Raw genomic sequence first — 18,249 nt, forward strand, 5'->3', positions numbered from 1 at the left:
TAGAGGAAGCATCCCCATGGTGGTGCTGAACCGCATCTACACGCGCACCGGCGACGACGGCACCACCGCGCTCGGCAGCGGCGAGCGGCGGCCGAAGCACGATCTGCGCGTGGCCGCCTATGGCACGGTGGACGAGACCAACGCCGCCATCGGCGTCGCCCGCCTGCACGCCGGCGCGGAGGCCGGCCTCGCCGACATGGAGGCGATGCTCGCGCGCATCCAGAACGACCTGTTCGACCTCGGCGCCGACCTCGCCACGCCCGACACCGGGGAGCCGCTCGGCTACGAGCCGCTGCGCATCGTCGCCTCGCAGGTCGACCGGCTGGAGCGCGACATCGACGCGATCAACGCCCCGCTCAAGCCGCTGCGCTCCTTCGTGCTGCCGGCCGGCACCCCGGCGGCAGCGCATCTTCATGTCGCGCGCACCGTCTGCCGGCGCGCCGAGCGGCTGGCGGTCGAACTGGCGGGCACGCCGGGCGAGATCGTGTCGCCGGCGGCGGTGAAATATCTCAACCGCCTCTCCGACCTTCTCTTCGTCATGAGCCGCGCCGCCAATTTCCGCGCGGCGGGCGAGGGCGAAGCCGGCGACGTGCTCTGGGTGCCGGCGGCAGGACGCGCCGGCTGACACCATGCTGATCCCCTTCAACGACGACAACCCGCTGGAAGGGATCACCCACGCCTATGTCACCTGGGCGCTGATCGCGCTCAACGTGCTGATCTTCGTCTTCGTCCAGCACGGCTACCGGCCGGAGATCGACGTCGCCTCGGCCTTCGGCTACGGCGCCATCCCCGCCGTGGTGACGCACGCCGCCGTGCTGCCGGCCGAATATGCGCGCCTGCCCTCCGAGCTGACCCTCGTCAGCTACATGTTCCTGCATGGCGGCTGGCTGCACCTCGCCGGCAACATGGCCTTCCTCTGGGTGTTCGGCGACAATGTGGAGGACGCACTCGGCCATCTGCGCTTCCTGGTCTTCTATCTGCTGTGCGGCATCGCCGGCGGCCTCGCCCATGCGCTCGCCATGCCCGATTCCGCCTCGCCGCTGGTCGGCGCCTCGGCGGGAATCTCCGGGTTGGTCGGCGCCTATCTCATGCTGCACCCCAATGTGCGGATCTGGGTGCTGATGTTCATGCGCCTGCCGCTGCGCATCCCCGCCATCTGGCCGCTGGGGGCGTGGATCGGCTTCCAGCTCTGGAGCCTGTTCGCCTCCGGCGAGCAGGACACGGCGTGGTGGGCGCATATAGGCGGGCTCGCCACCGGCGCGGTGCTGGTCGTGTTCATGCGCCGGCGCGGCGTGCCGCTCTGGGTGATGACGCGCGACGGCACGCCCGGCGGCCCCCCGCCGGTCTGACATTCGAGGGGCCTGCACCGGCCCCTGCATGGCGGCGGGCGCCCGCCGCGACGGCGTTGACAGCCCTCGGGCCGAACCATAGTTTGCCGCGGTTTTCCGCAGGCCGAGCCGCCCCGCAGCACCGCCCACAAGCGCCCCCATCCGGTCCCTTGCACGGCCTCGCTGGCGGCTCTGCCTTCCCCGAATGCGGCTGCCAAGGGCGGGCCACGCGGCCACGCCCGACGGGAGATGTGTGATGAAGATCCTGGTGCCCGTGAAGCGGGTCGTCGACTACAACGTCAAGATCCGCGTCAGGGCGGACGGCTCGGGGGTGGAGCTCGCCAACATCAAGATGTCGATGAACCCCTTCGACGAGATCGCCGTCGAGGAGGCGCTGCGCCTGAGGGAGGCCGGCAAGGCGAGCGAAGTCGTCGCCGTCTCCATCGGCCCGGTCAAGACCGACGAGACCATCCGCACCGCTCTCGCCATGGGCGCCGACCGCGGCATCTGGGTGAAGACCGACGACGCCGGCATCGAGCCGCTCACCGTCGCCAAGCTCCTGAAGAAGATCGTCGAGGCGGAGGCGCCCGGCCTCGTCATCCTCGGCAAGCAGGCGATCGACGACGACTGCAACCAGACCGGCCAGATGCTGGCCGCCCTGCTCGGCTGGCCGCAGGCGACCTTCGCCTCGAAGGTCGCGGTCGGCGAGGGCACCCTCTCCGTCACCCGCGAGATCGACGGCGGCCTGCAGACGCTGGACCTCGACCTGCCGACGGTGCTGACCACCGATCTGCGCCTCAACGAGCCGCGCTACGCCTCGCTGCCCAACATCATGAAGGCGAAGAAGAAGCCGATCGACGAGAAGTCCGCCTCCGAACTCGGCGTCGACCTCGCCCCGCGCCTGGAAATCCTCTCCACCACCGAGCCCGCCGGCCGCACCGCCGGCATCAAGGTCGGCTCGCCGGCCGAACTCGTCGACCACCTCAAGAAGGCGGGAGTGCTCTGACCATGGCCGACCATCTGCCGACCCTGCTCCTCGCCGAGCATGACGATGCCAGCCTCAACCCGGTCACCGCCCGCGCGCTGACCGCCGCTCTGGCGCTCGGCGCCCCGGTGCATGTGCTGGTGGTGGGCGAGAACGCCCGCGCCGCCGCCGAGGCCGCCGCCCGGCTCGAGGGCGTCGCCGAGGTGCTGCTCGCCGATGCGCCCGCCTATGCCCACCGCCTCGCCGAGCCGGTGAGCGCGCTCGGCCTCGCGCTGGCGCCCGGCTATGGCGCGATCGTCGCCGCCTCCACCGCCTTCGGCAAGAGCGTGCTGCCGCGCATCGCCGCGCTGCTCGACGTGATGCAGGTCTCCGACGTCGTCGCCGTCGTCGCGCCCGACACGTTCGACCGGCCGATCTATGCCGGCAACGCGATCCAGCGCGTGCGGGCCACCGACGCGACGAAGGTGCTCACCATCCGCACCGCCGGCTTCGCGCCGGTCGGCGAGGCCGGCAGCGCGCCGGTCCGCGCCGTGGATGCCGCCGGCGCCGGCGCCGGCTCGCGCTTCGTCGGCGAAGAGATCGCCACCAGCGCCCGGCCCGAGCTGACCGCCGCCCGCATCATCGTCTCGGGCGGACGGGCCATCGGCTCGGCGGAGAACTTCCATTCCGTGGTCGAGCCGCTGGCCGACGCGCTGGGCGCGGCGGTCGGCGCCTCGCGCGCGGCGGTCGATGCCGGCTACGCGCCGAACGACTGGCAGGTCGGCCAGACCGGCAAGGTGGTGGCGCCCGACCTCTATGTCGCGCTCGGCATTTCCGGCGCCATCCAGCACCTCGCCGGCATGAAGGATTCCAAGGTCATCGTGGCGGTGAACAAGGACGAGGAGGCCCCGATCTTCCAGGTGGCCGACTACGGCCTCGTGGGCGATCTGTTCCAGATCGTGCCGGAGCTGACGGCCGAAATAGCTAAGGCAAAAGGCTGACGGCGCTCTATACTGGAACGGTCGTCGGCAAAGCACGCCGGCAACGAAGCGCGGCGGCGGCCGCCGACAGGGGCAGGACGAACGGACCATGGCTTTCGATATCAAGCGCGTCGGCATCATCGGGGCGGGCCAGATGGGCAACGGCATCGCGCATGTGTGCGCGCTTGCCGGCTATGATGTCGTGCTGAACGACCTCGAGTCCGACCGCATCAAGTCGGGCCTGGCCACCATCAACGGCAACATGGCGCGTCAGGTCTCCAAGGGCGCCTATAGCGAGGCCGAGAAGCAGGCCGCGCTCGGGCGCATCCACGGCACCAACCAGACCGCCGATCTCGCCGAGGTCGACCTGGTGATCGAGGCGGCGGTGGAGAAGGAGGAGATCAAGCGCAAGATCTTCTCCTCGGTCTGCCCGTTCCTGAAGCCCGAGGCGATCCTCGCCACCAACACCTCGTCCATCTCGATCACCCGGCTCGCCGCCTCGACGGACCGGCCCGAGCGCTTCATCGGCATCCACTTCATGAATCCGGTGCCGCTGATGCAGCTCGTCGAGCTGGTGCGCGGCATCGCCACCGAGGACGAGACCTTCGAGCTGTCCAAGGCCTTCGTCAGCCGGCTGGGCAAGACCTATGCGGTGTCGGAGGACTTCCCCGCCTTCATGGTCAACCGCATCCTGCTGCCGATGATCAACGAGGCGATCTACACGCTCTATGAGGGCGTGGGCTCGGTCGACGCCATCGACACCGCCATGCGGTTAGGGGCCAACCACCCGATGGGCCCGCTCCAGCTCGCCGACTTCATCGGGCTGGATACGTGCCTGTCGATCATGCAGGTGCTGCATGAGGGGCTGGCCGACAGCAAGTACCGCCCCTGCCCGCTGCTGGTGAAGTATGTCGAAGCCGGCTGGCTCGGCCGCAAGACCCAGCGCGGCTTCTACGACTATCGCGGCGAGAAGCCGGTGCCGACCCGCTAGAGGCGGGGCACGCCGGCACGTTGAGCAGGCCCCGGCGCAGCCGGGCCTCGCAGGACCAGACGCATCTGCCTTTCCGTCATCCCGGACGGCCGCAGGCCGATCCGGGATCGCGTGCCGATAGGCGGATGACGATCCCGGCTCTCGCTCCGCCCGGCCGGGATGACAGCGGCAGGCACCCCTACCCCATCCTCCCCCGCAGCCACCGCGCCGGGCGGCCGTCGATCGCCGCCAGCCCCAGCGCGATGATGGCGAAGCCGGCGAATTCGCGCGGCTCCAGCGCCTCGCCCAGCACCAGCGCGCCGAGCAGGATGGCGCTCACCGGCACCAGGAACGTCACCAGCGAGATGTTGGTCGCCCCGTTCCGCCCGACGATGCGGAAATAGAGGATATAGGCCAGCCCGGTGGAGAGCACGCCGAGGCCGAGAAGGGCGCCGATCACCGGCAGCGAGGGCGCCGGCAGATTCCATGGCTGGTCGATCACCGCCACCGCCGGCAGCAGCAGCAGGCTGGAGCTGGCCAGCTGCACCATGGCGATGCCGAGCGGCGGCAGATGGCGGAAGCGCCGGGAATAGACCGCCGCGAAGCCGTAGGACACGGTGGCGCCGATGGCCGCGAGCTGGGCGGGCAGTTCGTGCCCGCCGAGCTGGCCGAGCAGCGCCGGCCCCATCATGACCGCCACGCCGAGAAAGCCCAGGCTCACGCCGGTCAGCTTGCCGAGGGTGAACTTCTCGTCATGGGTGAAGGCCTGCGCCACCAGCACGGTGAACAGCGGCGTCGCGGCGTTGAGGATGGAGGACAGCCCGCTCGGCAGATGCTGCTGCGACCAGGCGATCAGCCCGAACGGAATGATGTTGGCGATGACCGCCAGCAGCATGAACTCGGCCACCAGCCGCCGGTTCAGCGGCATGTGGACGCCGCGCGCCCGGGCGATGACCCACAGCGCCAGCGCCCCGATGGCCACGCGCGTCAGCACCATGGTCAGCGGCGGGATCTCCGCGATCGCCACCTTGCCGAAGAAGAAGGAGCCGCCCCAGATCAGCCCCAGCAGCGCCAGCGCGCCCCAGTCGGAAGGTGCCATGGGCACGGGCGAGGAGGATACGCGGGGGGCGGAAGCCATGCGGGGGCACTGCGCGGTTTCAGGAACGCCCTGTTAGACCGTCTCGCCTGCCGGCACCACCCGAAATCGCCTGTGAGCCGTCCAGCGCCGAACACTGGAATAGTTCGGATTTAGCGCTAGTTTCATGACACACTTCGGCAATGGGGCCTCGCCGCACGAGAGGCCGCTCACAGGCTACGACGAGATGCCGTATCACGGTGAATTGCTGCGCGACGACGACCTCGCGATCGCCGTCATCGATGCACTCCCCCTGCAGATCTGCGTGCTCGATACCGACGGCGCCATCACGGCGGTGAACAGGGCGTGGAAGGACGACGCCGAGCGCGACGGCGCCCATCGGCTGGTGAACCCGATCGGCATCAATTACCTCGACGTGTGCCGGCACGCGACGGGGGACGCCTCGGAGGAGGCGATGCCCTTCGCCCGAGGGCTTCAGGCGGTGCTCGCCGGCGAAAGGGAAGAGTTCGAGATAGACTATGCCTGCCATTCGCCGACGGCGCTGAGATGGTTCCTGGTGCGCGTCACCCCGTTGCGGCGGCGCCTCGAAGTGGCGGACCAGCCGGACGCCCGCGGTCCGCTGGTCGGCGCGGTGGTGTCCCACATGAACATCACCGACCGCAAGCGCATCGAGGCGGACTTTGCCCGCCTCGCCGCCACCGATCCGCTGACCGGACTGGCGAACCGCCGTTTCCTTGACATCTTCGCTCCGGTGGAACTGAGCCGCTTTCATCGCTTCGGCAGCTCGCTGGCGGTGCTGATGATCGATCTCGACAGGTTCAAGGAGATCAACGACGCGTATGGCCATGCGGCGGGCGACGAGGTGCTGCGGCATGTGGCGGCCGTCGGCCAGGCCAGTTTCCGCAGCTGCGATCTTTTTGCCCGCCTGGGCGGCGACGAGTTCACCTGCGTGATGCCGAAGGCCGACATAACGGAGGCCGGCATCGCCGCCGAGAGGTTCCGCAGCGCGCTGGCGGCCAGCCCCGCCAGCTTCGCCGGCCACGCCATCCCGGTCACCGCCAGCATCGGCGTCACCGTGGCGAGTCCCGCCGATCGCGAGCTGGAGGATGTGCTCCACCGCGCCGACGCCGCGCTGTACCAGGTCAAGACCGGCGGTCGGAATCGTGTGTGGATCGCGCCGGCGGACGGCACATGGCCCATGCCGGCGGGGATCCGCCGTCGATCTAGCTTCCCAGTGCGGCCCTGATCAGCGCGATGGCGTCCGGGCTCGCCCATTCGGCCGGGCCGGCAATGTGGCCGATCTCGCAGCCGGTGGCGTCGATCAGCATGGTGGTCGGCAGGCCGAAGCCGCGCCCCACCGCGCGCAGGTCCTGGAACGCCTGCGCCTTGGGGTCGGCATAGAGCGCCAGATTCTTGATGCCGATCTCGTCGAAGAAGACCTTCGGCTTGGCCGGATCGCGGGTGTCGATGTTGAGCGCCACCACCTCGAAGCCGGGCACGTCGCCGCTGCCCTTGCGGCCGAGCGTCGCCTGCAACTGGTCGAGCGCCGGCATCTCCTTGCGGCACGGCACGCACCAGGTCGCCCAGATGTTCACGAGCTTCAGCCCGTCGCCGCCGACCTGCGACAGCTTCACCGGCGTGCCGTCGGGGGCGAGGAAGGCGAGGTCGGGAATGCGGGTCGGCTTGAGCGTCGGCGCGAAGGCGGCGAGTTCCCCGGTGGCGAAGGCGGCGAGGCGCTTGCCGGCCTCGCTGGCCGCACGGCACTGATCGTCCACCCCACCGGCCTGATTGCCCATATCGGCCCCGCCGGCTGCCGGCGGCACGGCGGGCCCGGTGGCAACGACGTTGCGCCCGACGCCTCCGATCCCGTATACGCCTGCCAGCCCGGCGAGGACGCCGAGGAGCAGCGCGGCCGACACCAGCAGGGCGAAACGGCCTCTCGGCCGCGCCTGTCCCGTCGTCCCGGGCCCCGTCGCGTCCTCAGGTCGTTCGGTCATGGCCGTCCTCGCGGAGATTAGTCAGCATGAGCAACAAGATGTGGGGCGGCCGCTTCGAGACCGGCCCCGATGCGATCATGGAGGAGATAAACGCCTCCATCGGTTTCGACCAGCGGCTATACGCGCAGGACATTGCGGGGTCGAAGGCGCATGCCTCGATGCTGGCGGCACAGGGGATCATCGACAGGGCTGATGCCGAAAAGATCGTCGCCGGTCTAGACACGATCCTGTCAGAGATCGATTCCGGCGACTTCACCTTCCAGCGCGCGCTGGAAGACATCCACATGAACGTCGAGTCGCGCCTCGCCACCCTGCTCGGCCCCGCCGCCGGGCGCCTGCACACCGCCCGCTCCCGCAACGACCAGGTGGCGACCGATTTCCGGCTCTATGTGCGCGACACCATCGACACGCTGGACACCCAGCTCAAGGACCTCCAGCTCGCGCTGGCCGAGAAGGCGCTGATCCATTCCGGCACGGTGATGCCCGGCTTCACGCACCTTCAGACCGCCCAGCCCGTGACCTTCGGCCACCATCTTCTGGCCTATGTCGAGATGCTCGGGCGCGACCGCGGCCGGCTCAAGGACGCCCGCGCGCGGCTCAACGAGTGCCCGCTCGGCGCCGCCGCGCTGGCCGGCACCTCTTTCCCCATCGACCGTTTCGCCACCGCGAGCGCCCTCGGCTTCGACCGCCCGACGGCGAACTCGCTCGATTCGGTCTCCGACCGCGACTTCGTGCTGGAGACGCTGGCCAGCGCCTCGATCTGCGCCATGCACCTCTCCCGCTTCGCCGAGGAGATCGTGATCTGGACCTCGCCGCTGGTGGGGCTGATGAAGCTCTCCGACCGCTTCACCTCCGGCTCCTCGATCATGCCGCAGAAGCGCAACCCCGACGCCGCCGAGCTGGTGCGCGCCAAGATCGGCCGAATCGCGGGTGCTTTCAATGGCTTGCTGATGGTGATGAAGGGGCTGGCGCTGGCCTATGCCAAGGACATGCAGGAGGACAAGGAAGGCACGTTCGACGCCCTCTCCACCCTCTCGCTGATGATCGCCGCCACATCCGGCATGGTGCGCGACATGGTGCCGGACGAGAAGCGGATGAAGGCGGCGGCCGGTTCCGGCTATTCCACCGCCACCGATCTCGCCGACTGGCTGGTGCGCGTGCTCGGCCTGCCCTTCCGCGAGGCGCACCACGTCACCGGCCGCATCGTCGCGCTGGCCTCGGCCAAGGACGCGCCGCTGCACAAGCTCTCGCTGGCCGAGATGCAGTCGGTCGAGCCGCGCATCACGGCGGAAGTGTTCGGCGTGCTCTCGGTGTCGAAATCGGTGGCGAGCCGCGTCTCCTATGGCGGCACCGCGCCGAAGAATGTGCGCGCGCAGGCACGCCGCTGGCTGAAGCTGCTGGCGAAGGCGTAAGGCCGGCCGCCCGCCACATCCGATGACCGTCATGGCCGGGCTTGGCCCGGCCATCCACGGCTTCTCTGGGGTGCAAAGACATGGATGCCCGGGCCAAGCCCGGGCATGACGATGCTCTGTTGGCCGCCGCTCCCTCAGTCGGTCCTCACCCCGCCTTCCGCCCCAGCAGCCGCAGGGCGTTCGCCGTCACCAGCACGGTGGCGCCGGTGTCGGCGAGGATCGCCGGCCACAGGCCGGTGATACCGGCGATGGTGGTGACGAGGAACACCGCCTTCAGCCCCAGCGCCAGCGTGATGTTCTGGTGGATATTGCCCATGGTGGCGCGCGACAGATCGATCATCGCCGCGACGTCGCCGACCCTCCCGTGCAGCACGGCGGCGTCCGCCGTCTCCAGCGCGACATCGGTGCCTCCGCCCATGGCGATGCCGACATCGGCCGCCGCCAGCGCCGGCGCGTCGTTGATGCCGTCGCCGACCTTGGCGACGACGAGGCCCTGGGCCTTCATCTCGCCGATGATGGCCTGCTTGTCGGCCGGCATCAGCCCGGCGCGCACCTCGATGCCCAGAGCGGCGCCGATGGCCTTCGCCGTGCGCTCGTTGTCGCCGGTCAGCATCACCGTGCGGATGCCCGCCGCCGTCAGCGCCGCCAGCCCGGCGGCCGCGTCGGGACGCGGCTCGTCGCGCATGGCGATGAGGCCGGCGGCGCGCCCGTCGGCCAGCAGCACGGCGACGGTCTTGCCGTCATCGTTCAAGGAGTGGATGGCGGCGCTCTGCTCCGCGCTCAGCGGCGCGCGTGCGCCCGCCGCCTTCGGCGAGCCGAGGAACAGCGCGGCGCCGTCGACCGTGCCGCTCACCCCCTCCCCGCCCAGCGCGCCGGCGGCGCTCACCGGCGGCGCGACAAGCCCGCGCGCGGCGGCCTCGTTCAGTATGGCGCTCGCCAGCGGGTGGGTGGAGCCGGCCTCCAGCGCGGCCGCGCGCGCAAGCAGCGCCGCCTCCTCGCCCTCGAAGGCCACCACATCCGTCACTTTCGGCTTGCCCTCGGTCAGCGTGCCGGTCTTGTCGAGCGCCACCGCGTTCACCGTGCGCAGCACCTCCAGCACCGCGCCGCCCTTGATCAGCAGCCCGCGCCGCGCGCCGGAGGCGAGACCCGCCGCGATGGCGGCTGGCGTCGAGATCACCAGCGCGCAGGGGCAGCCGATCAGCAGCAAGGCGAGGCCCTTGTAGATCCATTCGTCCCATGAGGCGCTGAACAGCAGCGGCGGCACCACGGCGACCAGCGCCGCCAGCAGCACCACGAAGGGCGTGTACCAGCGGGCGAAGCGGTCGATGAAGCGCTCGGTCGGCGCCTTGCTCTCCTGCGCCTCCTCGACGAGGCGGACCACGCGGGCGATGGTGTTGTCGGAGGGTTCGGTGGTGGTGCGCACGGTCAGCGCCGCCTCGCCGTTCACCGTGCCGGCGAAGACCGCATCGCCCGCCTGCTTGGCGACCGGCACGCTCTCGCCGGTCAGCGGCGCCTCGTTCACCGAGCCGGCGCCCTCCAGCACCTCGCCATCGGCGGGAATGCGCTCGCCGGGCCGCACGAGGATGACGTCGCCGACCGCGAGGCTGTCCGCCGGCACCTCGCGGGTGGAGGCGCCCTCGACGCGGCGGGCGGTCTTCGGCACCAGGCTGGTGAGGGCGCGGATCGAATCGCGCGCCCGTCCGGCGGCGACGCCCTCCAGCAACTCGCCGACGAGGAACAGGAACACCACGGCGGCCGCCTCCTCCGAGGCGCCGATGATGACGGCGCCGACGGCGGCGATGGTCATCAGCGTCTCGATGGAGAAGGGCGTGCCCGACAGCGCCGCCATCAGCGCCCGGCGGGCGATCGGGACGAGGCCGACCGAGAGCGCGGCGATGAAGATCCACGGGTCGAGCCCGGGGAAGAAATGGCCGAGCCCATAGGCCGCCGCCAGCGCCGCGCCGCAGACCAGGGTCAGGCGCGCCTTGCCGGTCTTCCACCACGGCACATCACCCGGCAGGTGGGCGTGACCATGAGCCTCCGGCGCGGCGCGCGCCGGCGCCGCCGGAACCTGAGCGTGACTGTGATCGTGGCTGTGGTCATGCGCGTGGTGGTGGTCGTGGTCATGGTCGTGCCCCCCGGCACAGCCGGCGCCGTGCACATGCGCGTGGTCGTGGTCGTGGTCGTGGTCTTGGTCTTGGGTCGGCGCCACGGGTGCCGCTACGCTCGCCGCCGTCAGCCGCACGATGCCGTAGCCCAGCCCCGCGACCCGAGTCTCCAGCAGGACAAGGTCCGCCGCCTCGTGCGCGACGGTCATCGTGCCGGCGGTCACGGAGACCGAGACCTCCTCCACGCCCTTCACCCGCCGCACCGCCGTGTCGATCTTCGCGGCACAGGACGCGCAGTCCATTCCCTCGATGCGGTAGCGGGTCTTCACGGCGGACATGGTGCGGCTCCTGTGCGAACCGGGCGTCATCGCGGACACCCTTGTCAGGTCATGGCAGACAACCTAATTCCTCTAGCGACTAGAGGAGCAAGAGTGGAAATGGCAACGGCGGCGGAGCAGTTCACCATCGGCGAGGCCGCGCGCACGAGCGGCGTTAAGGTGCCGACCATCCGCTATTACGAGGAGATCGGCCTGCTCCCCGCGCCGCCGCGCACCGAAGGCGGGCGCCGCGCCTATGGCGGCGACGACATGCGGCGCCTGGCCTTCATCCGCCATGCGCGGGAACTCGGCTTCGAGATCGAGGCTATCCGCACCCTGCTGCGGCTGCAGGACGAGCCCGGCCAGTCCTGCGCGGCGGCGGATGCGATCGCGCGCGATCATCTCGCCGCGGTGGAGCGGCGCATCGCCAGCCTCACGGCGCTGCGCGCCGAGCTGGCGCGCATGGTGGAGGGCTGCTCGCACGGGCATGTCGCCGAATGCCGGGTGATCGAGATTCTCGCCGACCACGGCGAATGCCGGCACCATCACGGGCATGCTGCGGCAGGCGTTGCCGGCCTGTAGCCTGCGGGGGGCCGGGCAAGTCACGGTAAAGAGGTATTAAAGCACCTTTAATGCACGGAGAACGTGTCCTCGCGGTAACAGTTCCGTCACAAGCTGCCCCATTGCCGCATCGTCACTTCCGGCACGGCGCGCGAGGAACTATGTCGATATTGGAATTAAGTTCGATGTATATGCTCGCCGATTCCTCCGCGCGGACGCCATGCACCGTCGCCGCTTCATTGCCGGTCTTGCCGCAAGCTGCCTGGGTCTGCCGTCGGCCCTCGCCGCGCCGGACGCGCCGGCGGCTCGCGAGCGCCTGACGCTCCTCCTTCCGGTGCCGGAAGGGGGAAGCCTTGCCTTGCTCGGCCACAGCCTCGCCGAGTGCCTGGGCGACGCCAACGTCGCCTCCCTGCTGACCCCGAAATGGACAAGCGCGCCGCTGGCGATCACGCGCTTCATCGACGAATACTCGGCACACAGCGACGCCCTCCTGCTGGGCGGCTCGGGTCTGGTCGGCTCCACAATCGTCGCGCAGCAGGCCACCAGCCTTGCCGATCTCGCGCCGGTGGCGCGGCTTACCACCGAATACGCCGCCTGCGCCGTGCGAACGGATTCGCCCTTCGCCACGCTGGGCGACCTGCTTACCGCGCTCCGCCAGTCCCCGGAGCGATTCTCCTTCTGCGGCAGCTCGCGGGGCAGCGCCGACCATATCCTCGCCGCCATGATCGCCCGCTACGCCGGCGTGCCCGCCCGTCATCTCCGGTATCAGCCCTATGTGGGCGGCGTGGGAGCCATCGAGGCGGTTGTGCGCGGCGAGCAGGATTGCATCTGCGCCGGCCTCGGCGAGGTGCGCAATCACCTCGTCGCCGGCCGGCTGCGCCTGCTGGGCCTGTCCGCCCCGCAGCGCCTGCCGGGCGTCCCGGTGGCGACCTTCGTCGAGCAGGGGCTCGACATCGAACTCTCCAATTGGCGCGGCGTGTTCGCCCCGCCGGGCATCGGCGCGGAAGCCCTCAATCGCCACATCCAGCTGATGAACGAGACGGTCGACGGTGCGGCCTGGAAGGCGACGCTGTTCCGCTACAACTGGACCGGCGACTATCTCGCCGGTCCTGCCTTCGGCGAGTTCGTGCACCGCGACACCTTGCGGATGCGTGACCAGCTGACCCAGCTCGGGCTCTAGGCTTCGGGGCCGAGAACCGCGCTCAGGCGGCGGCCGGCTCGCCCGGCTCCGGCGCGGCGACGAAGCAGGCGCGCTGCTCGCGCACCGCCCCGACGATGAAATCCTCCACCTCGCGAATGCGCCTGAGGTCGCGGATGTCGGCATGGGTGACCAGCCAGTAGGAGCGGCGGAAGGCCATTTCCGGCAGCAGCCGCACCAGCTCGGGATGCGCCCGCGCGGCGTAGTCGTGCAGGATGCCGATCCCGGCGCCCGCCCGCACCGCCTCCATCTGGCCGACCACGCTGGCGCATTCCAGCCGGCGCGCCCGCGTCTCGCGAAAGGCCTCGAAATAGTCGAGCGCCGGCGAGTAGACGAGATCCGCCACATAGGTCACCAGCAGCCGCCCGTCGATGTCGGCCAGCGTCCGCACCGGGCCGGTGCGCTCGAGATAGCTGTGCGCCGCATAGACCCCGAGCGTGTAGTCGGTGAGCTTGCGCGCCACCAGCCGCCCCTCCGCCGGCCGCTGCAAGGTGACGGCGATATCCACCTCGCGCTTGGGCAGCGAGAAGCTGCGCGGCAGCGGCGCCAGCTGGATGGACAGGCTCGGGTGCTCCTCCGCCAGCCACCCGAGGCGGGGCGCGAGGAAATAGGTGCCGAAGCCGTCCGGCGCGCCGATGCGCACCGTGCCGGCCAGCGCGAGGTCGACATTGCCGAGCGTCGACTGCGCCTGCAGCATCTCGGTCTCCATCCGCTCGGCATGGGCGAGCAGGCGCTCGCCGGCGGCGGTCAGCTCGCTGCCGGTGGTGCGCCGCTCGATCAGCTTGGTGCCGAGCCCCGCCTCCAGCGCGCCGAGCCGCCGGCCGACGGTGGCGTGGTCGAGCCCGAGCTGGCGCGCCGCCGCCAGCATCTGCCCGGCCCGCGCGACGGCGAGGAAGATGCGCAGGTGATCCCAATCCATGGCCGCTCCGCCCTCCCCTTACGGTGGTTATCGAAAATTCGCACAACGGTTTGGGAAACATCGTCGTTGAAGTGCGCCCGTTCGGCAAGCACAACGATGACAGCATCTCAAGGGAGAGAAAGCCTCATGGCGGTCATCGGTCACTATATCGGCGGCAAATCCGTTGGAACGGCAGGGCGCACCGCGCCGGTCTTCGATCCTTCCACCGGCGCACAGGCGGGCGAGGTGCTCCTCGCCTCCGCCGCCACGGTGGGCGAGGCGGTCGCCGCCGCCGCCGCCGCCTTCCCCGGCTGGGCCGACACGCCGCCGCTGACCCGCGCGCGCATCATGTTCAGGTTCAAGGCCCTGCTGGAGCGCGACATCGACGCGCTCGCCGCCGCCATCACCCGCGAGCACGGCAAGACCTTCGAGGACGCCAAGGGCGAGGTGACGCGCGGCATCGAGGTGGTCGAGTTCGCCTGCGGCATCCCGCACCTCGTGCGCGGCGACTTCACCGAGCAGGTGGCGCGCGGCGTCGACGTGTTCTCGGCCCGCCATCCCGTGGGCGTGGTGGCCGGCATCACCCCGTTCAACTTCCCCGTCATGGTGCCGATGTGGATGTTCCCGGTGGCGCTCGCCTGCGGCAACGCCTTCGTGCTCAAGCCCTCCGAGAAGGACCCGACCCCCTCGCTGATGCTGGCCGAACTGCTGGCCGAGGCCGGCCTGCCGGCCGGCGTGTTCAACGTGGTGCAGGGCGACAAGGAAGCGGTCGACACGCTGCTGACCCACCCGGATGTCGCTGCGGTGAGCTTCGTCGGCTCCACCGCCATCGGCGAATATGTCTACAAGACCGCCGCTGCGGCGGGTAAGCGCGCGCAGGCCCTGTGCGGCGCCAAGAACCACCTTGTGGTCATGCCCGACGCCGATCTCGACAAGACCGTCGACGCCCTGATGGGCGCCGGCTACGGCTCGGCCGGCGAGCGCTGCATGGCGGTGTCGGTGGCGGTCGCCGTCGGTGGCGTCGGCGACGCGCTGCTGGAGAAGCTGGTGCCGAAGGTGCGCGCGCTCAAGGTCGGCCCCGGTCTCGACCCCGACAGCGAGATGGGCCCGCTGGTGACGAAGGAGCATCTGGCCAAGGTCCGCGGCTATATCGACGATGGCGTCGCCGCCGGCGCCAGGCTCGTCGTCGACGGGCGCGACCTCAAGCTCCAGGGCTACGAGAACGGCTACTTCCTCGGCGGCACGCTGTTCGACGAGGTGACGCCGCAGATGAAGATCTACAAGGAAGAGATCTTCGGCCCGGTGCTCTCGGTGGTGCGCGTGCCGCGCTACGACGACGCGCTCAAGCTGGTCAACGACCACGAATACGGCAACGGCGCCGCCATCTTCACCCGCGACGGCGACGCCGCGCGCGCCTTCGACCGCGACGCGAAGGCCGGCATGATCGGCATCAACGTGCCGATCCCGGTGCCGGTGGCGTTCCATTCCTTCGGCGGCTGGAAGCGGTCGATCTTCGGCGATCGCAACGTCTACGGCATGGAGGGCGTCGGCTTCTACACCAAGCTGAAGACCACCACTGCGCGCTGGCCGACCGGCATCCGCGAGGGCGCCCAGTTCGTCATGCCGACCAGCGGCTGAGGTCATCGGCCCCGCCAAAGCGTCATCCCGGACGGCCAAAGGCCGATCCGGGATCGCATGCCGTTGCAGACGGACACCGATCCCGACTCTCCGCTGCGCTGCGGCCGGGATGACGACTAGAACTGCACCGGTTCGCCCCGCACCGCCGTCTGGAAGGGCGGGGCGCCGCCCTCGCGCCAGAACGGCTCCGACGTGGTGTCGAGAAAGGTCGCGAACAGCGCCCGCGCCTCGCTGCGGCGCACGCCTCCGGCAATCTCCACCGGGCGGTGCTGGTGGCGCGGCGGCGCGCCGTTGAGCGTCACCGAGGCGCAGCCGCCATAGGCGTCCTCCATCGCGAAAACCAGCCGCGTGATCGGCAGGTGCAGTAGCGTGCCGAAGCACATCACGCAGGGCTCCAGCGTGGTGTAGAGGGTGAGGCCGTCCGCGCGCGCGAAGCGGTAATCGCCCATGAACACCCGGTGGAACAGGTTCATCTCGGCATGGCTGAGATGGTTCGACGCCATGGTCTTGCGGGCGCGGCCGAGAATCCGCCCTCCCCGCGCCAGCACCGCGCCGACGGGAAACACGCCCGCCTCGAGGGCCAGGGCCGCCTCCGCCAGCGCCTCCCCCATCATGTCTTCGTCGCTCGCCCGGTCCATCCGCCGCGCCCCTGAAGACCCCTCGCGCGCCTTATTCGTGCGTGCGGCCGAAGTCCGGCGCCGCCGTCTCCTGCCCGATCTCGATGATCGAGCGGCGTATGGCGCGGGTGCGGGTGAACAGGTCGAACAGCTTGTCGCCCTCGGCCCAGCGTATCGCCCGCTGAAGCGCGATCAGGTCCTCGGTGAAGCGCCCCAGCACCTCGATCACCGCCTCGCGGTTGTTGAGAAACACGTCGCGCCACATGGTCGGGTCGGACGCTGCGATGCGGGTGAAGTCGCGGAAGCCGCCGGCCGAGTACTTGATAACCTCCGACTGCGTGACCGCCTCGAGGTCCGCCGCCGTGCCGACGATGTTGTAGGCGATCAGGTGCGGCACATGCGAGGTGATGGCCAGCACCAGATCGTGGTGCTCCGGCGTCATGGTCTCGACATTGGCGCCCATCGCCGCCCACAGCGCCGCGAGGCGCTCCACCGCCGCCGGGTCGGTTCCCTCCGGCGGGGTGAGGATCGACCAGCGGTTCTTGAACAGCGTCGCGAAGCCCGCATCCGGCCCCGAATATTCCGTGCCCGCCACCGGATGGCCGGGGACGATGTGGACATTGCCGGGCAGATGCGCGCGCAGCGCGCTCACCACGGCGCCCTTCACCGAGCCGACGTCGGAGACGATGGCGTCGGCCTTGAGATGCGGGGCGATGGCTTCCGCCACCGCGCCCATCGCGCCGACCGGCACGCACAGGATCACGATATCGGCGTCGCGCACCGCCTGCTCCGGCGTCGCGGCGACGAGATCGGCGAGGCCGAGCGCCAGCGCGCGGTCGCGCACGACCTCCGCGCCGTCATAGGCGACCAGCGTGCCGGCGAGCCCGCGCGCCTTCGCCGCGCGCAGGATCGACGAGCCGATCAGGCCGATTCCGATGACGGTGAGCCGGCCGACGATCGGGCTCGACAGCGGGGGATCAAGCACCATGACCCGCCCCCTTTTCCCCGAGGAACTCGGCCAGCGCCTCGACCAGCAGGCGGTTGGCCTCCTCCGTCCCCACCGTCAGGCGCAGGGCGCCCGGCAGGCCGTAGGAGTCCACCCGCCGCAGGATCAGCCCGCGCCCGCTGAGGAAGGCGTCGGCATCCTTCGCCGTGCGGCCTTCCACGTCGGGGAAATGCACCAGCAGGAAGTTGGCGACGCTCGGCGTCACGGTGAGGCCGAGCGCGGTCAGCTGCTCGGTCAGCCAGGGCAGCCAGGTCTCGTTATGCGCGATCGCCGCCTCGACATGGCCGGTGTCCTCCACCGCCGCGATGGCGGCGGCAAGGCCGGGTGCCGAGACGTTGAAGGCGCCGCGAATCCGGTTGATGGCGTCCACCACCTCGGCCGGCCCGTAGAGCCAGCCCACGCGCAGCGCCGCGAGGCCGTAGATCTTCGAGAAGGTGCGCAGCATCACCACATTCGGGCAGGTCGCCACCAGCTCGATGCCGGCCTCGTAATCGTTGCGCCGGACATATTCGGCATAGGCCGCGTCGAGCGCCAGCAGCACATTGGGCGGCAGGCCGCGCTGAAGCCGGCGCACCTCGTCGAAGGGCAGGTAGGTGCCGGTCGGGTTGTTCGGGTTGGCGAGGAAGACGACGCGCGTGCGCTCCGTCACCGCCGCCAGCAGGGCGTCGACATCGGTGCGGAAGTCCTTCTCCGGCGCCACCACGGGCGTCGCCCCCGCCGCCAGCGCGGCGATGCGGTAGACGAGGAAGCCGTGCTGCGAGAACAGCACCTCGTCGCCCGGCCCGGCAAAGGCGGCGGCGGTGAGCATCAGCAATTCGTCCGAGCCGGTGCCGCAGACGATGCGCGCCGGGTCGAGCCCGTAGGCGCTGGCGATGGTCTCGCGCAGCTTCGACGACGACCCGTCGGGGTAGAGCTCCAGCGCATTGGCCGACTGGAAGGCCGCGACTGCCTTCGGGCTCGGCCCGAGCGGGTTCTCGTTGGCCGAGAGCTTGTGCACCTTCATGCCCGCGCCGCCCTGCGACTTGCCCGGCACATAGGCCTCGATATCCAGCACGCCAGCGCGCGGGACGGGACGGTTGGGACGGGAAGAGGCGGACGACATGACGGAACTCCGGCAGGCGTTATCGAGGCGAAGGACGAAATGAGGCAAACGGCGGCA

At 70.2% G+C, this 18,249-nt stretch carries 17 protein-coding genes; 10 read left to right on the plus strand and 7 right to left on the minus strand.

Annotated elements, in window-relative coordinates; genetic code table 11:
* Positions 1–16 precede the first annotated feature (16 nt).
* The 5 genes from GBB76_RS11365 to GBB76_RS11385 all read left to right on the plus strand — a co-directional run bounded on the left by GBB76_RS11365 (position 17) and on the right by GBB76_RS11385 (position 4,263).
* On the plus strand, positions 17–625 hold the full coding sequence (locus GBB76_RS11365; RefSeq protein WP_152303404.1) for a cob(I)yrinic acid a,c-diamide adenosyltransferase: 609 nt from the start codon (positions 17–19) through the stop codon (positions 623–625).
* A 4-nt stretch (positions 626–629) separates the two neighbouring features.
* Positions 630–1,349 (plus strand): rhomboid family intramembrane serine protease, encoded by a 720-nt coding sequence (locus GBB76_RS11370; protein WP_152303405.1) that lies wholly within the window; start codon positions 630–632, stop codon positions 1,347–1,349.
* Between the two features lie 235 nt (positions 1,350–1,584).
* Positions 1,585–2,334 carry an electron transfer flavoprotein subunit beta/FixA family protein gene (locus tag GBB76_RS11375; protein ID WP_152303406.1) on the plus strand — a complete coding sequence of 250 codons (750 nt, stop codon included), beginning with the start codon at positions 1,585–1,587 and terminating at the stop codon, positions 2,332–2,334.
* 14 nt (positions 2,335–2,348) lie between these two features.
* The gene (locus GBB76_RS11380; protein ID WP_202911226.1) at positions 2,349–3,293 is read left to right on the plus strand and encodes an electron transfer flavoprotein subunit alpha/FixB family protein; all 945 of its coding nucleotides are present in this window, start codon (positions 2,349–2,351) and stop codon (positions 3,291–3,293) included.
* 88 nt (positions 3,294–3,381) lie between these two features.
* Positions 3,382–4,263, plus strand: coding sequence for a 3-hydroxybutyryl-CoA dehydrogenase (locus GBB76_RS11385; protein WP_152303408.1), 882 nt, complete (start codon positions 3,382–3,384; stop codon positions 4,261–4,263).
* Positions 4,264–4,441: 178 nt separating this feature from the next.
* Here the strand turns inward: GBB76_RS11385 and GBB76_RS11390 are convergent, their stop codons facing one another.
* Positions 4,442–5,380 (minus strand): DMT family transporter, encoded by a 939-nt coding sequence (locus GBB76_RS11390; protein ID WP_152303409.1) that lies wholly within the window; start codon positions 5,378–5,380, stop codon positions 4,442–4,444.
* 202 nt (positions 5,381–5,582) lie between these two features.
* Between GBB76_RS11390 and GBB76_RS11395 the strand changes: the two genes are divergently transcribed.
* Positions 5,583–6,584 carry a sensor domain-containing diguanylate cyclase gene (locus GBB76_RS11395; RefSeq protein WP_162375569.1) on the plus strand — a complete coding sequence of 334 codons (1,002 nt, stop codon included), beginning with the start codon at positions 5,583–5,585 and terminating at the stop codon, positions 6,582–6,584.
* On the opposite strand, the gene GBB76_RS11400 is transcribed toward GBB76_RS11395, so the two are convergent.
* Positions 6,562–7,335, minus strand: a complete 774-nt coding sequence (locus GBB76_RS11400; RefSeq protein WP_202911085.1) for a TlpA disulfide reductase family protein — start codon at positions 7,333–7,335, stop codon at positions 6,562–6,564. The two genes, GBB76_RS11395 and GBB76_RS11400, sit on opposite strands and share 23 nt — an antisense overlap.
* 26 nt (positions 7,336–7,361) lie before the next feature.
* On the opposite strand from GBB76_RS11400, the gene argH reads away from it, so the two are divergent.
* On the plus strand, positions 7,362–8,747 hold the full coding sequence (argH, locus tag GBB76_RS11405; protein ID WP_152303411.1) for an argininosuccinate lyase: 1,386 nt from the start codon (positions 7,362–7,364) through the stop codon (positions 8,745–8,747).
* A gap of 145 nt (positions 8,748–8,892) precedes the next feature.
* On the opposite strand, the gene GBB76_RS11410 is transcribed toward argH, so the two are convergent.
* Positions 8,893–11,193: a heavy metal translocating P-type ATPase gene (locus GBB76_RS11410; protein ID WP_152303412.1), complete on the minus strand. Its 2,301-nt coding sequence runs from the start codon at positions 11,191–11,193 to the stop codon at positions 8,893–8,895.
* Between the two features lie 99 nt (positions 11,194–11,292).
* Here GBB76_RS11410 and GBB76_RS11415 point away from each other — a divergent pair, with 99 nt between their 5' ends.
* Positions 11,293–11,754, plus strand: coding sequence for a helix-turn-helix domain-containing protein (locus tag GBB76_RS11415; RefSeq protein ID WP_152303413.1), 462 nt, complete (start codon positions 11,293–11,295; stop codon positions 11,752–11,754).
* 199 nt (positions 11,755–11,953) lie between these two features.
* Positions 11,954–12,913 carry a tripartite tricarboxylate transporter substrate-binding protein gene (locus GBB76_RS11420; RefSeq protein ID WP_152303414.1) on the plus strand — a complete coding sequence of 320 codons (960 nt, stop codon included), beginning with the start codon at positions 11,954–11,956 and terminating at the stop codon, positions 12,911–12,913.
* A 22-nt stretch (positions 12,914–12,935) separates the two neighbouring features.
* Here GBB76_RS11420 and GBB76_RS11425 read toward each other — a convergent pair whose 3' ends face one another.
* Positions 12,936–13,850: a LysR family transcriptional regulator gene (locus tag GBB76_RS11425; RefSeq protein WP_152303415.1), complete on the minus strand. Its 915-nt coding sequence runs from the start codon at positions 13,848–13,850 to the stop codon at positions 12,936–12,938.
* Between the two features lie 126 nt (positions 13,851–13,976).
* Here GBB76_RS11425 and GBB76_RS11430 point away from each other — a divergent pair, with 126 nt between their 5' ends.
* On the plus strand, positions 13,977–15,467 hold the full coding sequence (locus GBB76_RS11430) for a CoA-acylating methylmalonate-semialdehyde dehydrogenase (protein ID WP_152303416.1): 1,491 nt from the start codon (positions 13,977–13,979) through the stop codon (positions 15,465–15,467).
* A gap of 116 nt (positions 15,468–15,583) precedes the next feature.
* On the opposite strand, the gene GBB76_RS11435 is transcribed toward GBB76_RS11430, so the two are convergent.
* From GBB76_RS11435 to hisC, 3 genes are read right to left on the minus strand one after another with little or no spacing between them, the layout of a single operon-like run.
* Positions 15,584–16,105, minus strand: a complete 522-nt coding sequence (locus GBB76_RS11435; RefSeq protein WP_152303417.1) for a nucleoside deaminase — start codon at positions 16,103–16,105, stop codon at positions 15,584–15,586.
* Positions 16,106–16,136: 31 nt separating this feature from the next.
* Positions 16,137–17,072 (minus strand): prephenate/arogenate dehydrogenase family protein, encoded by a 936-nt coding sequence (locus tag GBB76_RS11440; protein ID WP_152303418.1) that lies wholly within the window; start codon positions 17,070–17,072, stop codon positions 16,137–16,139.
* A complete protein-coding gene (gene hisC, locus GBB76_RS11445; protein WP_152303419.1) occupies positions 17,062–18,192 on the minus strand; it encodes a histidinol-phosphate transaminase in 1,131 nt (376 codons plus the stop codon). The genes GBB76_RS11440 and hisC overlap by 11 nt, the downstream gene beginning before the upstream one ends.
* Positions 18,193–18,249: the final 57 nt, after the last annotated feature.

Source organism: Ancylobacter sp. TS-1, from assembly GCF_009223885.1.
GTDB lineage: Bacteria > Pseudomonadota > Alphaproteobacteria > Rhizobiales > Xanthobacteraceae > Ancylobacter.

What these genes read in the sequence shown, in the direction of transcription:
- GBB76_RS11385 (WP_152303408.1), top strand. Translation starts at nt 3,382, where the DNA reads ATGGCTTTCGATATCAAGCGCGTCGGCATCATCGGGGCGGGCCAGATG.
- GBB76_RS11370 (WP_152303405.1), top strand. Translation starts at nt 630, where the DNA reads ATGCTGATCCCCTTCAACGACGACAACCCGCTGGAAGGGATCACCCAC.
- GBB76_RS11420 (WP_152303414.1), top strand. Translation starts at nt 11,954, where the DNA reads ATGCACCGTCGCCGCTTCATTGCCGGTCTTGCCGCAAGCTGCCTGGGT.
- GBB76_RS11400 (WP_202911085.1), bottom strand. Translation starts at nt 7,335, where the DNA reads ATGACCGAACGACCTGAGGACGCGACGGGGCCCGGGACGACGGGACAG.
- GBB76_RS11430 (WP_152303416.1), top strand. Translation starts at nt 13,977, where the DNA reads ATGGCGGTCATCGGTCACTATATCGGCGGCAAATCCGTTGGAACGGCA.
- GBB76_RS11375 (WP_152303406.1), top strand. Translation starts at nt 1,585, where the DNA reads ATGAAGATCCTGGTGCCCGTGAAGCGGGTCGTCGACTACAACGTCAAG.
- GBB76_RS11425 (WP_152303415.1), bottom strand. Translation starts at nt 13,850, where the DNA reads ATGGATTGGGATCACCTGCGCATCTTCCTCGCCGTCGCGCGGGCCGGG.
- hisC (WP_152303419.1), bottom strand. Translation starts at nt 18,192, where the DNA reads ATGTCGTCCGCCTCTTCCCGTCCCAACCGTCCCGTCCCGCGCGCTGGC.
- GBB76_RS11440 (WP_152303418.1), bottom strand. Translation starts at nt 17,072, where the DNA reads ATGGTGCTTGATCCCCCGCTGTCGAGCCCGATCGTCGGCCGGCTCACC.
- GBB76_RS11390 (WP_152303409.1), bottom strand. Translation starts at nt 5,380, where the DNA reads ATGGCTTCCGCCCCCCGCGTATCCTCCTCGCCCGTGCCCATGGCACCT.
- GBB76_RS11365 (WP_152303404.1), top strand. Translation starts at nt 17, where the DNA reads ATGGTGGTGCTGAACCGCATCTACACGCGCACCGGCGACGACGGCACC.
- GBB76_RS11435 (WP_152303417.1), bottom strand. Translation starts at nt 16,105, where the DNA reads ATGGACCGGGCGAGCGACGAAGACATGATGGGGGAGGCGCTGGCGGAG.
- argH (WP_152303411.1), top strand. Translation starts at nt 7,362, where the DNA reads ATGAGCAACAAGATGTGGGGCGGCCGCTTCGAGACCGGCCCCGATGCG.
- GBB76_RS11415 (WP_152303413.1), top strand. Translation starts at nt 11,293, where the DNA reads ATGGCAACGGCGGCGGAGCAGTTCACCATCGGCGAGGCCGCGCGCACG.
- GBB76_RS11410 (WP_152303412.1), bottom strand. Translation starts at nt 11,193, where the DNA reads ATGTCCGCCGTGAAGACCCGCTACCGCATCGAGGGAATGGACTGCGCG.